We start from the raw sequence: 14,272 nt of genomic DNA, 5'->3' as shown, positions 1-14,272 counted from the left end.
TCAACCGGCCTGCGCGGCGGCGGGCTGGGCGGTTTGCGGGGCGGCGGCGGTGGCCTCGGGCGCGGCTTCGGCTTCGGCAGCCGGCGCGGCCGGAGCCGCTTCCGGAGCCGCCGGGGCGGCCGGCGCGCGCTTGGCCTTCTCTTCGGCCAGCCACTGCGCGAACTCTGCCTTGCTCACGGCCTTCACCACGATCGGCATGAAGCCGTGGTCCTTGCCGCACAGCTCGGCGCACTGGCCGCGGTAGATGCCCGGCTTCTCGATCTGCGCCCAGGCCTCGTTGACGATGCCCGGCACGGCGTCCTGCTTCCAGCCCAGCGCCGGCACCCACCAGGAGTGGATCACGTCGTCGGCGGTCAGCACGAAGCGCACCTTGGTATCGACCGGCAGCACCAGCACGTTGTCGACGTTCAGCAGGTAATGCGGGTCGTCGGCCTCGGTCACGACCTTGCCGCTCTGGCGCAGCTCGTCGTGCTTGCGGTCGAGGCGACTGGTGAAGGACACGTCCTCGCCCAGGTACTCGTACTTCCACATCCACTGATAGCCGGTGACCTTCACCGTCATCGCCGAATCGCGCACGTCGTACATGCGCATCAGGCCGCTGGTGGCCGGGAACGCAAGGCCGACCAGGATAAGCACCGGGATCGCCGTCCACATCGCTTCCAGCTTGGTGCTGTGGACGAAGCCGGTATCCGCCACCGCGCCCTTGGACTTGCGGAACTTGAAGATGGCCACGGCCATGGCGCCGAATACCAGCACGCCGATCACCACGCAGACCCAGAGCACCACCATGTGGGCGTCATAGGCGGCCTGCGAGGTCGGGGTGACGCCCGGCCCCATGTTCAGCTGCCAGCGGTGCGGGTCGGCGGGACCGGCCGCGGCGCCCTGCGCCTGGACCGCCAGCGGCAGCGCCACGGTCATCGCGGCGGCCAGCGCCAACTGTTTGAAACGACGGGATGTCATCACTCCGAGCCCCACATGTCCTGAATCGATTCCGGGATGGATGGCCGCGCCACGGGCTCCCGGGCTGCAAGCAGCCTGGAGAACCGTATCCGCGCCCGACAGGTCGCCAGTAAACAGCAACCCGTTTTGACCTGGATCAAGTCCGCGCAGCAATCGCGCCAAGGCTTGACCTGAGTCAAAGATTACTGGCGCAGCGGGGCCACGGCAACCTGCGCATGCCTGTTCGATGCCGCCGATCTACACTATGGCCCCCTGCGAACACTGCCTGCGGGCGCATGAGCATCGATTTCCAGACCGTTTCCGTCGCTCCCATCCTGTCCCCGGAGCTGGCACAGCCCGCGCCGCCTTTCCGCGCCGCGATCACCGCCGGCTGGATCCGCGACGAGGCCACCCACGTCCGCTGGCTGCTGGAGCAGGCCCGCCTGCCGGCCGCCGAGCGCGACGCCGCGCAGGCGGTGGCCGCCGACCTGGTCCGCCGGGTCCGCGCCCGCGCCAAGAGCCAGGGCGTGGTGGAGGCCTTCATGCGCCAGTACGACCTCGGCAGCGAGGAGGGCGTGCTGCTGATGTGCGTGGCCGAGGCGCTGCTGCGCATCCCCGACCAGGCCACCGCCGACGCGCTGATCCGCGACAAGCTGGGCGATGCCAACTGGAAGCGCCACCTCGGCCAGTCCGATTCGGTGCTGGTCAACGCGTCCACCTGGGGCCTGATGCTGACCGGCAAGCTGGTCGATCTGGCCGATGACACCAGGCGCGATGCCCACGGCGCCTTCCAGCGCCTGGTCGGGCGCGCCGGCGAGCCGGTGATCCGGCTGGCGGTGCGCCAGGCGATGAAGATCATGGGCCACCAGTTCGTGCTGGGCCGGACCATCGATGAGGCGCTGGTGCGCAGCCGCAAGGGCGAGGGCGCGAACTACCGCTATTCCTTCGACATGCTGGGCGAGGGCGCGCTGACCACCAAGGATGCATTGCGCTACCAGGAGGCCTATCGCAGCGCGATCCACGCGATCGGCCGCGACTACGCGCCGCACCGCACGCAGGCGCCCGACGCGGTGTTCGGCGCGCCCAGCATCTCGGTCAAGCTGTCCGCCCTGCACCCGCGCTATGAGCACGCCAAGCGCGCGCGCGTGCTGGACGAGCTGGGCGGCCGCCTGCTGGAACTGTCGCAGCTGGCCAAGCAGTACGACATCGGGCTGACCATCGACGCCGAGGAAACCGACAGGCTCGAACTCTCGCTGGACCTGATCTTCCAGGTGCTGGCGGACGCGTCGCTGCGCGGCTGGAACGGCTTCGGTATCGTCGTGCAGGCCTACCAGAAGCGCGCGCCGTTCGTGATCGACCACATCGCCGCCATGGCCGGCCAGCTGGGCCGGCGCATCCCGGTGCGGCTGGTCAAGGGCGCCTACTGGGATGCCGAGGTCAAGCGCGCGCAGATGGACGGGCAGGCCGGCTACCCGCTGTTCACCCGCAAGCAGAACACCGACGTCAGCTACATCGCCAATGCGCGCCGGCTGCTCGATGCGGGCGACGCGATCTACCCGATGTTCGCCACCCACAATGCACAAACCATCGCCACCGTGCACCGCATGGCACGGGCGATGCGCGGCCGCCGCGACTTCGAGTTCCAGAAGCTGCACGGCATGGGCGACGACCTGTACGCGGAAGTGATCCCGGCCGACCGCCTGGACGTGCCCTGCCGCGTGTACGCGCCGGTGGGCTCGCACGAAGACCTGCTGCCCTACCTGGTGCGCCGCCTGCTGGAGAACGGCGCCAACTCCAGCTTCGTCAACCGCATCACCGACGAGAGCATCCCGGTCGAAGAGCTGATCCGCGACCCGGTGGAGTTCGTGTCCTCGCTCGAACACATCCAGCACCCCCGCATCCCGCTGCCGGTGGACCTCTACCGCAGCCAGAACCAGCACCGAGGCAATTCCATGGGCATCAACCTGGCCAACGACGACGCGCTGCGCGACCTTGCGGCGGCGATGAACAGCGCCGGCGCCGGCAGCTGGACCGCCAGCCCGCTGGTCGCCGGCACCCAGCCTGCCGGCGAGAAGATCGCGGTCACCAACCCGGCCGACCGCCGCGAAACGGTAGGCCACTGGCAGGCCAGCACCAGCGCCGACGTCGAGCGCGCGCTGGCCAACGCCGTGGCCGCGCAGCCCGGCTGGGACGCCACCCCGGCCAGTTCGCGCGCCGCCCTGCTGGAACACGCCGCCGACCTGCTGGAGGCGCGCATGCCGGCCTACATGGCGATGTGCACCAAGGAGGCCGGCAAGACCCTGGCCGACGGCATCGCCGAAGTGCGCGAGGCGGTGGATTTCCTGCGCTATTACGCATTACAGGCAAGGGAGCACTTCGCCCCGATCGCCCTGCCCGGCCCCACCGGCGAATCCAACCAGCTGCAGCTGGCCGGGCGCGGCGTGTTCGCCTGCATCAGCCCGTGGAACTTCCCGCTGGCGATCTTCCTCGGCCAGATCGCCGCCGCGCTGGCCGCCGGCAATACCGTGATCGCCAAGCCGGCCGAGCAGACCAACCTGATCGGTTTCGCCGCGGTCAAGCTGATGCACGAAGCCGGCATCCCGCAGGACGTGCTGCAGTACCTGCCCGGCGACGGCGCCACCGTCGGCGCGGCGCTGACCCGGGATGCACGCGTGGCCGGCGTCTGCTTCACCGGTTCCACCGAAACCGCGCGCCTGATCAACCGTGCCCTGGCCAGCCGCGAGGCCGGCCCGATCGCCACCCTGATCGCCGAAACCGGCGGCCAGAACGCGATGATCGCCGACAGTTCCTCGCTGCCCGAACAGGTGGTCAAGGACGCGCTGGGCTCGGCCTTCACCTCCGCCGGCCAGCGCTGCTCGGCCGCGCGCGTGCTGCTGGTGCAGGACGACATCGCCGACAAGGTGATCGGCATGTTGGCCGGCGCGATGGCCGAGCTGAAGGTCGGCGATCCCGGCCTGCCGTCCACCGACGTCGGCCCGGTGATCGACACCGAGGCCAAATGCGTGCTCGAAGAGCACGCCGCGAAGATGCAGGGCTCGGCGAAGTTCATCGCCCGGGCCACGCTGGGCGAGGGCACCGAGCACGGCACCTTCTTCGCGCCGACGGCGTGGGAACTCAAGTCGATCGCCGAACTGGACCGCGAGAAATTCGGCCCGGCGCTGCACGTGGTGCGCTGGAAGGCCGACGAACTGGACGCGCTGATCGACACCATCAACGCCACCGGCTACGGCCTGACCCTGGGCATCCATTCGCGCATCGACGCCACCATCGACCGCATCGTGGCGCGCGCCAAGGTCGGCAACATCTACGTCAACCGCAACCAGATCGGCGCGGTGGTCGGGGTGCAGCCGTTCGGCGGCCAAGGCCTGTCCGGCACCGGCCCGAAGGCCGGCGGCCCGCACTACTTGCCGCGCTTCGCCACCGAGAAGACGGTGACCGTCAACACCACCGCCGCCGGCGGCAACGCCAGCCTGCTGACGCTGGGCGACTGATTCCGTCGCTCTGCGCAGCCCGCAATGAAGACCCCGCCGCGGCGGGGTTTTTCATGCGCGCGTGCCGCAGCGAATCGCCCCGCAGCGCGCAAAAAAAGAAGCCCCGCTTGCGCGGGGCTTCCGATGCTGCAATGGCGCGAGCGATCAGAACTTGTAGTTGATCGAAGCGCCCAGCACGTCGCCGCGGACCTCGTAGCTACCCTTCAGCGTGCTGCGGGTGGCCGAGGTGATGTCGATCGACGGCTGGTTGGTGAACAGGTGGGTGTAACCGAAGTTGAACTCGGTCTTCTCCGACGGCGTCCAGCCCAGGCCGAACGACAGCCAGCGGCGCGAGACGTCCGGCACGCGCACGTCGCGGTGCTCGTCGGTGGTCGGGGTCTGGTCGTATGCCACGCCGCCGCGCAAGGTGATGGTGTCGGACAGCTTGTACTCGGCACCGATCGAGGCGAAGGTGGTGTCGTCGTAGCCGAACACCAGCACGTTGTTGGGCTGGTTGGAGGCGAAGTCCACCACCACCTGGTCGAACGACGGCGCCCACGCGGTGCGGGAGAGATCGCCCATCACCGTCCAGCGGTCGTTGACGCGGTGGGTCAGGCTCAGGGTGGCCGAGGCCGGCAGGGTCAACTCGGCCTTGCCGCCGGTGTTGACGAAGATGCCGCGCGCCTGCGTCTGCAGGGCGGTGGCGACATTGCCGGGGACATCGAAGGTGGCCTTGCCGTCGTCGATCTTGTGCTTGACCTTGGAGCGGTAGCTCAGCGCGATGTTGGTGTCTTCGGTGACGCTGAAGGTGGCGCCCAGCACGTAGCCCCAGGCGTTGTTCTTGCCTTCGATGGTGGCGAAGCCATCGGCGCTGCCCGGGTACAGCCCCAGCGCGGCGCTGGCGCCGTTGGTCGCGCCGTAGGCAACGGCGCCGAAGTCGACCGCATTGCTCAGCTCGATGGCCAGGTGTTCGTAGAACACGCTGACGCCGAACGAGACGTACGGGTTGACGTCATAGGAGAACGCGGCACCGAGGTCGACCGCCTTCAGGTCGGTCTTGACGCCGTGGTAGCGGCCGACCCAGTTGCGGTCGTATTCGGTCTTGAAACCGAACGGCGCGGTCAGCGACATGCCGAAATGCATGTTGTCGTTCTCGCCGAACGGGATGTGGAAGTAGGTCGCCGGGACCGGCGCGATCATGCCGGCGTCGCCGCCGTTGCCGCCCTGGATCGGCATCCCGGTGCCAGCGCCGCCCGGACCTGCGAAGCGGCCACTGTAGCCGTCCTGCAGCTTGGCCGAGAAGGCGATGGCGCTCACGTCGGCCTGGAACTGGCGGCCGTTGAGCAGGCGCATCGACGCCGGGTTGGTGGCGACCACCGAGGCATCGCCCCAGGCGCTGGTGGAACCGGCAAACGCGCGGCCCAAGCCCTTCGCGCTGTTTTCCTTGAGCTGGAACGCCGCGGCGTCGGCCTGGCCCCAGGCCAGTGCACCGGCGATGCCGATGGCAAGGGCGGTGATGCGTGCGATTTTGGAAGCGGTATGCATGGTGGACGCTCTCTCCATAGGACGATGTGGATTCATGGTGCGCCTGCATCACCGGGATCGCCGAACGATCTTTACGATGCGCCGGGTGGATTCGGTCCCGACATACGACGCCGTATGTGACTATACCCGAACTTTAACTGTCCAATAACATTCCCGTATCGGCCCCATCTATCGAATCCACATGTTCGTCGGCATCCGTCCCCGCCAGCACCGCCTGATCCTGTGGGCTACCCCGCTGCTGTTCGCCACGCTGTGGCTGAGCTACGTGATTGCTGCGCTGCGCGCGCCGCCCGGCAGCATCGCCGCCGCACTGGACTGGGGCGTGCTGACCGGCGGGTTGGACAGCGTGGACGCGTGGCGGCGGGCGCTGGCCGACGGCAGCGTGCTGCGGCTGTTCTCGGGCCTGTTCCTGCACGCGGACTGGATCCACCTGCTGGGCAACCTGGTGTTCCTGCTGATCTTCGGGCTGCCGGCGGAACGCACCATGGGCGGCGGGCGTTTCCTGCTGCTGTTCCTGCTCGGCGGCGCGTTTTCCAACCTGGCGGCGGTGCTGGCCATCGACGCGCCGGACCGGGTGGTGATCGGCGCCAGCGGTGCGGTGTCGGCATTGATCGGCGCCTATCTGGCGCTGTTCCCCGGCGCGCGACTGGGCGTTGTGCTGCCGCTGGGGTTGTTCCTGCAGTTCGTGCGGGTGCCGGCGTTCCTGCTGATCGGCATGTGGGCGCTGCTGCAGGTGGGTTTTGCCTACAGCGGCCCGGCGTTCGGCGCGGTGGCCTGGCCGGCGCATATCGCCGGCTTCGTGTTCGGCGTGCTGTTCGCCCTGCTTACCCGCGCCGCGATCGCCCGCCGGCTGCGCCGCAGCCGCGGCTACTAGGCCGGCGCCTCGTTACGGAACGGGTTTCGGCTTCGCGGCCGGCTTCGGCGCCGGCTTTGCGGCCGTGGCAATCCCGGCCATGCGCTTCAATTCGGCCAGGGCGGCATCGATGGGTTTGCTGCCGGGCAGCACCTCGCCGGCATTGTCGCCTTCCATCGCGTCGGTCTCGGCGGCCAGGTGGCCCGGCAACACGGCTTCGCTGACCACGGCCGGACGCCGCTGTACGCCTTCCGGATGCAGGACCACGTCCGGCTGGATGCCAAGCGCCTGGATCGAATGCCCGCTGGGCGTGTAGTAGCGCGCGGTGGTGAGTTTGATCGAGTCGCCGTTGTCCAGCGGCAGCAGCGTCTGCACGGAGCCCTTGCCGAAGGTGCGGCTGCCGACCACGCGCGCGCGGTTGTTGTCGTGCAGCGCGCCGGCCAGCACCTCGGCGGCACTGGCCGAGCCCGCGTCCACCAGCACCACCAGCGGCGCGCCGTGCAGGCGATCGCCCGGGGTGGCGTCGAAGCGGCTGTCGCCGATGGTTTCGCGCCCGCGCGTGCTGACGATGCCGCCGCTTTCCAGCAGCTCGTCGGCGATCTGCACGGCGCCGATCAGCAGCCCGCCCGGGTTGCTGCGCAGGTCCAGCAGCAGGCCGCGCAGCGGCGCGTCCTTCTGCAGCGCGTCCAGCTGCTTGTTGAAGTCGGCCGCAGTCGAGGCCTGGAAGCTGGAGATGCGCAGGTAGCCCAGCCCCGGTTCGAGCATGCGCGAACGCACGCTGGTGGTACGGATGGTGTCGCGCACCAGGCTCAGGTCGAACGGTTCGCGCACGCCCTCGCGCAGCACCTTCACCATCACCTTGGTGCCGGCCTTGCCGCGCAGCGGCGCGGAGGCATCGTTCTGCCCGCTCTTAAGCATCTTGCCGTCGATGGCGACGATGCGGTCGCCGCTGCGCAGCCCGGCGCGCGCGGCGGGGCTGTCGTCCAGCGGTGCGATCACCCGCAGGGTGCCGTCCGGCAGCTGCTGCAGCTCGACCCCGACGCCGTCGTAGCTGCCGCGGGTCTGCTCGTCGAACTGCTCGGCGTCGGCCTTTTCCATGTAGGCGCTGTGCGGATCGAGGTCGAACAGCAGGCCGCGCACCGCCGATGCCATCAGCTCGCGGTCGTTGACCGGGTCCACATAGGCCTGGCGGATCGCGTTGAACACGGTCACGTAGCGGCGGATCTCGTCCAGCGGCACTTTCGCCGCCTCCGCCGCCACCGCGTCGGGATCGTCGCTGGCCAGCGCGGCATCCTGCGCGGCGGCCTCCGCGGGCGCGTCCTGCGCGGCCGCCAGTGGGGAATACAGCGCCGCCGCGATCAGAATGGAAAGAAGCCTGGCCCGCATGCGTTACTCCGTATGGCTGCGTCGGTGAGTCCGTTGGGCGGTTCGACCCGCGCCAACTGGCGCGGGTTCCCCATCATGCCTGCGAACCGCGCGCAGGCGGCGTCATTGCCGCGTCAGCCAGCCGGAGGGGTTCACCGGCGCACCGTTGCGGCGCAGTTCGAAATACAGCGCCGGGCGCTCCTGCCCGCCGGAACTTCCCACCGCGGCCAGCGCATCGCCGCGCCGCACGGCATCGCCGGCGGCGCGCAGCAGGCCGTCGTTGTGGGCGTACAGGCTCATGTAACCGTTGCCGTGGTCGACGATCAGGATGTTGCCGTAGCCGGTCATCCAGTCCGCGAACACCACCGTGCCATCGGCCACCGCCTTGACCGCGGTGCCGGCCGGCGCTGCGATCAGCACGCCGTCGCTGCGCCGCCCATCCGGCAGCCGGCCTCCGAACGCGGCCAGCAGGTTGCCCGACACCGGCCAGCTCAAGCCGCCTACCCGCATTGCCGGCGCGCTGGCAACCGCGCTGCGCTTTGGCGCCGGCTTGCCGCTGGCCTTGGCCTGCCGTTCGGCCTCGCGACGGGCGCGGGCGGCTTCGCGCGCCGCCTTCGCCGCGGCCGCGCGCAGCTGCGCCAGCAGGTTCTGCAGCGCCTTGGCATCCTGCCCCAGCGCCTTCTCGCGCTGGGCGCGGTCGCGGTACTGCTGGTCGAGTTCGGCCAGCAACCCGGCGCGCTGCTGGCGCGCGGCCTGCAGCTGCGCCAGCTGTTCGGCCTGTTTGCGGTCGGCCGCATCCAGCGCGTTGCGCCGCTGCAGGATTTCATCTTCCAATGCGCTCAGCCGCGCGACCTCGGCGCCGAGGTCGCGGATGCGCTCGACCTGGGCGCGCTGCAGATAGCCTTGGTAAGTCAACGCGCGCTCGGCTTCCGCCACCCGATCCTGCGCCAGCAGCGCCTTCAGCGGCGCCGCCTCGCCGGCGAACTGCGCGGCGCGCAGCAGCTTCGCCAGCTCGGCGCGCTTGGCCGCCAGGTCGCCGGCATGGCGCTGGCGCTGCTGCTGCAGCTGCAGCAGCGCTTCCGCGTCCCGGCGCATCTGTGCGCGCGTCTGCTGCAGGGCGCGCTGGGTGCCGCCCACCTGCTGGTCGGCCTCGCGCAGCTTGCGGCTGGCGTCGCCACGCTGGCCTTCCAGCTTGCGCCGCTGCGCGGCGACCTCGCGCAGTTCGCCGCGCACGCTTTGCAGGCGCTTTTCGGCGTCCTTCGTGTCCTGCGCACGCGCGCCGCCGGCGAGCGCCAGCAGGCAGGCGACGGCGACGACGAATGCGCGCATCAGGCCGGCAACAGCAGGCTCTGCCCGCTCATTTCCGCGGGCCGCGCCAGCCCCAGCAGATCGAGCAGGGTGGGGGCGACGTCTCGCAGGGCGCCGCCTTCGCGCAGCGCGGCGCGGCGTTCGCCCACGTAGACCAGCGGCACCGGGCCGACGGTGTGGGCGGTATGCGGCTGGCCGGTAACAGGGTCGCGCATCATTTCCACGTTGCCGTGGTCGGCGGTGATCAGCATTGCGCCCCCCGCCGCCCGCACCGCCGCCACGATCTGGCCGACGGCCACGTCCACCGCCTGCGTGGCAAGGATGGCGGCTTCCAGTATCCCGCTGTGACCGACCATGTCCGGATTGGCGATGTTGCAGACGATGGCATCGAAGCCGCCGCCCTTGATCGCATCGACCAGCTTGGCGGTCAGCTCGGGGCAGCTCATTTCCGGCTGCAGGTCGTAGGTGGCCACCTGCGGGCTGGGGATCAGGATGCGCTGCTCGCCCTCGAACACATCCTCGCGGCCGCCGCTGAAGAAAAACGTCACGTGCGCGTACTTTTCGGTTTCGGCGATGCGCAGCTGGGTCTTGCCCGCGCTGGCCAGCACCTCGCCGAAGGTGTGGCGCAGGTCGTCCGGGGCGAATGCCAGCGCCGCCGGCAGCCTGGCGTCGTATTCGCTCAGGCAGACGAAGCGCGCCAGCAGCGGGCAGCGCGCGGCGAAGCCGTCGAATGCGGGATCGACGAACGCGGCAGTGAGCTGGCGGGCGCGGTCGGCGCGGAAATTCATGAACACCACCGCGTCGCCATCGCGCATCGGCTGCGCGCCGTCGAGCACGGTGGGCGCGACGAATTCATCGTTCTCGCCGCGCGCGTAGGCCGCCTGCAGTGCGGCCAGCGCATCAATCGCATGCTGCCCGCTTTCGGCTTCGACGATCGCGTCCCAGGCACGGCGCACGCGCTCCCAGCGCTTGTCCCGATCCATCGCGTAATAGCGCCCGCCCACCGTGGCGATGTGCGCGTTGCCGAGCCGGGCGCACAGCGCCTGCAGGGTGCGCAGGCTGGGCTCTGCGGATTGCGGCGGGGTGTCGCGGCCATCGAGGAAGGCATGCACCGCGACCCGCGGCACGCCGGCGCGCTGTGCCAACTTCAGCATCGCAAACAAGTGCTGCTCGTGGCTGTGCACGCCACCCGGCGAGAGCAGGCCCATCACGTGCAGGGTGCCGCCGTTGGCCTTCACCGCGTCGCAGGCCGCGTTCAGTTCGGCATTGGCGAAGAAGCTGCCGTCCTCAATCGCGGCGTCGACGCGGGTCAGGTCCTGATAGACGATGCGGCCCGCGCCGAGGTTCATGTGGCCGACTTCGGAATTGCCCATCTGCCCGTCCGGCAGTCCGACGAAGCGGCCCTCGGTGTGGATCAGCGTGTGTGGGCAGGTCGCCAGCAGCTGGCGCCAGTGCGGCAGTTCGGCCAGCGCCAGCGCGTTGTCGGCGGTTTCCTCGCGGTGGCCCCAGCCGTCCAGGATCAGCAGGACAACCGGCTTCGGCGAACCGGCCGGGGGGTGCGACGGGATGCTCGTGGACACGATGGTTCCTGCGGATTGTGCGATGGAGGGAAATGGAATTGTAGCGGCGTGTAAACCCTGCGCCCGCAAGGCGCATCCCAGCTGTATCCCCAACAGGCCGCGGAGGCCCGGATGAACCGTTTCCTGCTTTGTACCCTGCTGCTGGCGACCAGCGCCGCCGCGTTCGCCTCGCCGCAGGCCAGCGAAAACCGCCGCGATATCGACAAGGTCAACGGCGGCATCACCGCCGAGGCCGGCCAGGCCTATGGCGACCTCGGCACGGTCAACGGCGGCATCGAGCTGGCCCGCGGCGCCAGCGCCGAAGAGGTGGAAACCGTCAACGGCGGCATCAGCGCCGAAGATGCGGTGACGGCTCGCGAGGTGTCGACCGTCAACGGCGCCATCCGTTTCGGCCGCGACGGGCGGATCAACGGCAATCTGGAAACGGTGAACGGCGGCATCTTCATCGACCGCGGCTCGCGGGTAGGCGGCGATGTCAGTACCGTCAACGGCGCGATCGGCCTGGTCGGCACTGCCGTCGAAGGTCGCATCGAAACCGTGAACGGCGACGTCACTGTCGGCGCCGACTCGCGGGTCGCGCGTGGCATCCGCATCGAGAAGCCGAAAGGCAACTTCGGCCTCAACTTCGGCAAGCACAAGATCCCGCGCGTGGTGATCGGGCCGAACGCCGTGGTCGACGGCCCGCTGGTGTTCGAGCGCGAAGTGAAGCTCTACGTGCACGCCAGCGCCCGCATCGACAGCGTCAGCGGTGCCACCGCGGTGCGCTACGACGGTGCCACCCCGCCCAAGGACTGACCCGGGCCACGGCTTGGATAGAATCGCGGGACATCCGAATGGAGAGTCCCGCGATGCTGCGCGCCACCTCGCTGTCCATTGCCATGCTGGCGCTATGCGCCTGCGGTTCCCGCGACCCCGCGCCGCAAGCCGCGGGCACCGCTGCGCCGGATGCGCGTAGTGCCACCGCCGTCGCCGGCAACCACGCGTTCCAGGACGCGATCACCGCCGGCGATTTTGCCGCACACGTGCAGGAACTGGCCTCGGACGGATTCGCCGGGCGCGGCCCGGGCAGCGTCGGCGAAGACCGTACGGTCGACTACATCAAGGCGCAGTTCGCCCGCATTGGCCTGCAGCCGGGCAACGGCGGCGACTGGTTCCAGACCGTGCCGATGATGGAGACCACCGCCGATGAATCGGCGGTGCTCGGGTTGAAGGTCGGCGGTACCAATCAGCAGCTGAAATTCGGCGAGGACATGGTGGTCGGCACACGCACCGGCCAGGCCCGCGTCAGCCTCAAAGACAGCCAGCTGGTCTTCGTCGGCTACGGCGTGGACGCCCCGGAACGCGATTGGAACGACTACGCCGGCATCGACGTCAAGGGCAAGACCGTGGTGATGCTGGTGAACGACCCCGGCTTTCACGGCCATGACGCCCGCCTGTTCGACGGCGACCGAATGACCTGGTACGGGCGCTGGACCTACAAGTTCGAGGAAGCCGCGCGCAAGGGCGCCGCCGCCGCGCTGATCATCCACGACACCCCCGGCGCTTCCTACGGTTGGGACGTGGTGCGCAACTCGTGGTCCGGCCCGCAGTACGATCTGCGCGCCAAGGACGACCCGGCGCCGCGCCTGCCGGTGCAGGGCTGGATCACCGGCAAAGCCGCCGATGCGCTGTTCAAGGCGGCCGGCCAGGATCTGGCCAAGCTGCGCGCCGCGGCCGGCCGCCCGGGATTCCGCGCGGTGCCGCTGGAGGCAAATGCCTCGCTGGAACTGACCAGTCGCAGCGTCGAAAAACGTTCGCGCAACGTGCTGGGCCTGCTCCCGGGCAGCGAAAAGCCCGACCAGGCGATCGTCTACATGGCGCACTGGGACCACCTCGGTACCCACGAAGGCGAAACCGGCGATGCCATCTACAACGGCGCGGTGGACAACGCCACCGGCGTGGCCGGCATCCTAGAAATCGCCGAAGCCATGCGCAAGGCGCCCACGCCGCCCAAGCGCTCGGTGCTGTTCCTGGCGGTGACGCTGGAGGAGTCTGGCCTGCTCGGCTCCAAGTACTACGTCGCCCATCCGGTGATCCCGCTCGCGCAGACCGTGGCGGTGATCAACCTCGACGCGATGGCGCCGGTCGGCAAGGCGCGTGACCTGATCGTGGTCGGCAAGGGCAGCTCGCAGCTGGAAGACCTGCTGAAGGCTGCCGCCGACCGGCAGCGGCGCCGGCTGGTGGAGGAATCCCATCCCGCCGCGGGCTACTACTTCCGTTCCGACCACTTCAACTTCGCCAAGGCCGGCGTGCCGGCGCTGTACATCGGCAGCGGCAGCGACCTGATCGAGGGTGGCCGCACCGCGGGCGAGGCCGCCAGTCGCGACTACAACGAGCATCGCTACCACAAGCCCGGCGACCAGTACGACGCCGCCAGCTGGAAGCTGGACGGCATCGTGCAGGATCTGGAAGCGGTGCGGTCGGTTGGCGAAATCCTTGCCAACAATGGCGAATGGCCGAACTGGCGCGATGGCAATCCGTTCAAGGCCGCGCGTGACGCGCTGCGTCCCGCTGCAGGCGCACGCGGGAAGTAGGCCCTGCTTCTTTGCGCCCGGCGCCGATGCGACTGGGCGTTCGGGCTAGACTCGCGGCGTCCATTGCCGGGAGTTCCCATGTTCATCGCCTATGTCTGCATCGTTGTCGCCGCCGCCCTGCCCTACCTGTGGGCCGTACTCGCCAAGACCTCCGCCCCCGGCTACAACAACAAGGATCCACGCGGCTGGATCGCCAAACAGGACAGTTATCGGGTGCGCAATGCGTACGCCGCGCACCTCAACGCATTCGAGGCGTTCCCCGCATTCGCCGCCGCGGTTCTGATGGCCCAGTTCGCCCAGGTCGAAGCGCAGCAGGTCGCCTGGCTCTCGATGGGTTTCATCGCCTTCCGCGTCCTGCACGGACTCTTCTATCTGGCAGTCCTGCAGGGGCTGCGCAGCCTTGCCTGGCTGGGTGGATTCGCCTGCGTGATCGCACTGATGCTGCTGGCAGCGGTGAGAGTCGGCGGCTGACGCCGGACCCGTCAGGATCGCCCAAGCCCACCGCGCCTCGAGTCGCGGTTATTGATTCTCGTGCTTGAAGATTTCCGGATGCAAAAAGACAAAACCCCGAACCAAGAGGCTCGGGGTTTTGCGGGATAAAGACCCTGGCGATGACCT

General features: G+C 69.2%; 9 protein-coding genes and 1 pseudogene. 5 read left to right on the top strand and 5 right to left on the bottom strand.

Annotated features, from left to right (window positions below):
• Nucleotides 1-960 (bottom strand): cytochrome c oxidase subunit II, encoded by a 960-nt coding sequence (coxB, locus tag G582_RS0113390; protein ID WP_051247270.1) that lies wholly within the window; start codon nt 958-960, stop codon nt 1-3.
• A 275-nt stretch (nt 961-1,235) separates the two neighbouring features.
• Here coxB and putA point away from each other — a divergent pair, with 275 nt between their 5' ends.
• Nucleotides 1,236-4,451 carry a bifunctional proline dehydrogenase/L-glutamate gamma-semialdehyde dehydrogenase PutA gene (gene putA / locus G582_RS0113385; protein ID WP_051247267.1) on the top strand — a complete coding sequence of 1,072 codons (3,216 nt, stop codon included), beginning with the start codon at nt 1,236-1,238 and terminating at the stop codon, nt 4,449-4,451.
• Between the two features lie 144 nt (nt 4,452-4,595).
• On the opposite strand, the gene G582_RS0113380 is transcribed toward putA, so the two are convergent.
• Entirely contained in the window at nt 4,596-5,975 is a 1,380-nt protein-coding gene (locus G582_RS0113380; RefSeq protein ID WP_028840240.1) for an outer membrane protein transport protein, read from the bottom strand.
• A 181-nt stretch (nt 5,976-6,156) separates the two neighbouring features.
• Here G582_RS0113380 and G582_RS0113375 point away from each other — a divergent pair, with 181 nt between their 5' ends.
• A complete protein-coding gene (locus tag G582_RS0113375; protein WP_028840239.1) occupies nt 6,157-6,849 on the top strand; it encodes a rhomboid family intramembrane serine protease in 693 nt (230 codons plus the stop codon).
• Nucleotides 6,850-6,864: 15 nt separating this feature from the next.
• Here G582_RS0113375 and G582_RS16815 read toward each other — a convergent pair.
• From G582_RS16815 to gpmI, 3 genes and pseudogenes are all read right to left on the bottom strand, one after another.
• Nucleotides 6,865-8,214, bottom strand: a pseudogene (locus tag G582_RS16815) (S41 family peptidase); the annotation flags it as partial.
• A gap of 102 nt (nt 8,215-8,316) precedes the next feature.
• A complete protein-coding gene (locus tag G582_RS0113365; RefSeq protein ID WP_028840238.1) occupies nt 8,317-9,522 on the bottom strand; it encodes a murein hydrolase activator EnvC family protein in 1,206 nt (401 codons plus the stop codon).
• The gene (gene gpmI, locus G582_RS0113360) at nt 9,522-11,081 is read right to left on the bottom strand and encodes a 2,3-bisphosphoglycerate-independent phosphoglycerate mutase (RefSeq protein ID WP_248642818.1); all 1,560 of its coding nucleotides are present in this window, start codon (nt 11,079-11,081) and stop codon (nt 9,522-9,524) included. Before gpmI ends, G582_RS0113365 begins: the two co-directional genes overlap by 1 nt.
• 111 nt (nt 11,082-11,192) lie before the next feature.
• Between gpmI and G582_RS0113355 the strand changes: the two genes are divergently transcribed.
• The 3 genes from G582_RS0113355 (at nt 11,193) to G582_RS0113345 (ending at nt 14,125) form a co-directional block, all read left to right on the top strand.
• Nucleotides 11,193-11,876, top strand: a complete 684-nt coding sequence (locus G582_RS0113355; protein ID WP_028840236.1) for a DUF4097 family beta strand repeat-containing protein — start codon at nt 11,193-11,195, stop codon at nt 11,874-11,876.
• Between the two features lie 53 nt (nt 11,877-11,929).
• Complete coding sequence (locus tag G582_RS0113350; RefSeq protein ID WP_028840235.1) at nt 11,930-13,654, top strand: M28 family metallopeptidase; 1,725 nt, start codon at nt 11,930-11,932, stop codon at nt 13,652-13,654.
• 78 nt (nt 13,655-13,732) lie between these two features.
• Nucleotides 13,733-14,125 (top strand): MAPEG family protein, encoded by a 393-nt coding sequence (locus tag G582_RS0113345; protein ID WP_028840234.1) that lies wholly within the window; start codon nt 13,733-13,735, stop codon nt 14,123-14,125.
• Nucleotides 14,126-14,272 lie beyond the last annotated feature (147 nt).

The sequence above is a fragment of the Thermomonas fusca DSM 15424 genome (assembly GCF_000423885.1).
GTDB classification, from domain to species: Bacteria; Pseudomonadota; Gammaproteobacteria; order Xanthomonadales; family Xanthomonadaceae; genus Thermomonas; species Thermomonas fusca.
This window is presented reverse-complemented; position numbering and strand designations above follow the sequence as displayed.

Excerpts from the sequence above, each read along its gene's own strand:
- putA (WP_051247267.1), top strand. The coding sequence starts at position 1,236 with ATGAGCATCGATTTCCAGACCGTTTCCGTCGCTCCCATCCTGTCCCCG.
- G582_RS0113375 (WP_028840239.1), top strand. The coding sequence starts at position 6,157 with ATGTTCGTCGGCATCCGTCCCCGCCAGCACCGCCTGATCCTGTGGGCT.
- G582_RS0113380 (WP_028840240.1), bottom strand. The coding sequence starts at position 5,975 with ATGCATACCGCTTCCAAAATCGCACGCATCACCGCCCTTGCCATCGGC.
- G582_RS0113365 (WP_028840238.1), bottom strand. The coding sequence starts at position 9,522 with ATGCGCGCATTCGTCGTCGCCGTCGCCTGCCTGCTGGCGCTCGCCGGC.
- coxB (WP_051247270.1), bottom strand. The coding sequence starts at position 960 with ATGACATCCCGTCGTTTCAAACAGTTGGCGCTGGCCGCCGCGATGACC.
- G582_RS0113345 (WP_028840234.1), top strand. The coding sequence starts at position 13,733 with ATGTTCATCGCCTATGTCTGCATCGTTGTCGCCGCCGCCCTGCCCTAC.
- G582_RS0113350 (WP_028840235.1), top strand. The coding sequence starts at position 11,930 with ATGCTGCGCGCCACCTCGCTGTCCATTGCCATGCTGGCGCTATGCGCC.
- G582_RS0113355 (WP_028840236.1), top strand. The coding sequence starts at position 11,193 with ATGAACCGTTTCCTGCTTTGTACCCTGCTGCTGGCGACCAGCGCCGCC.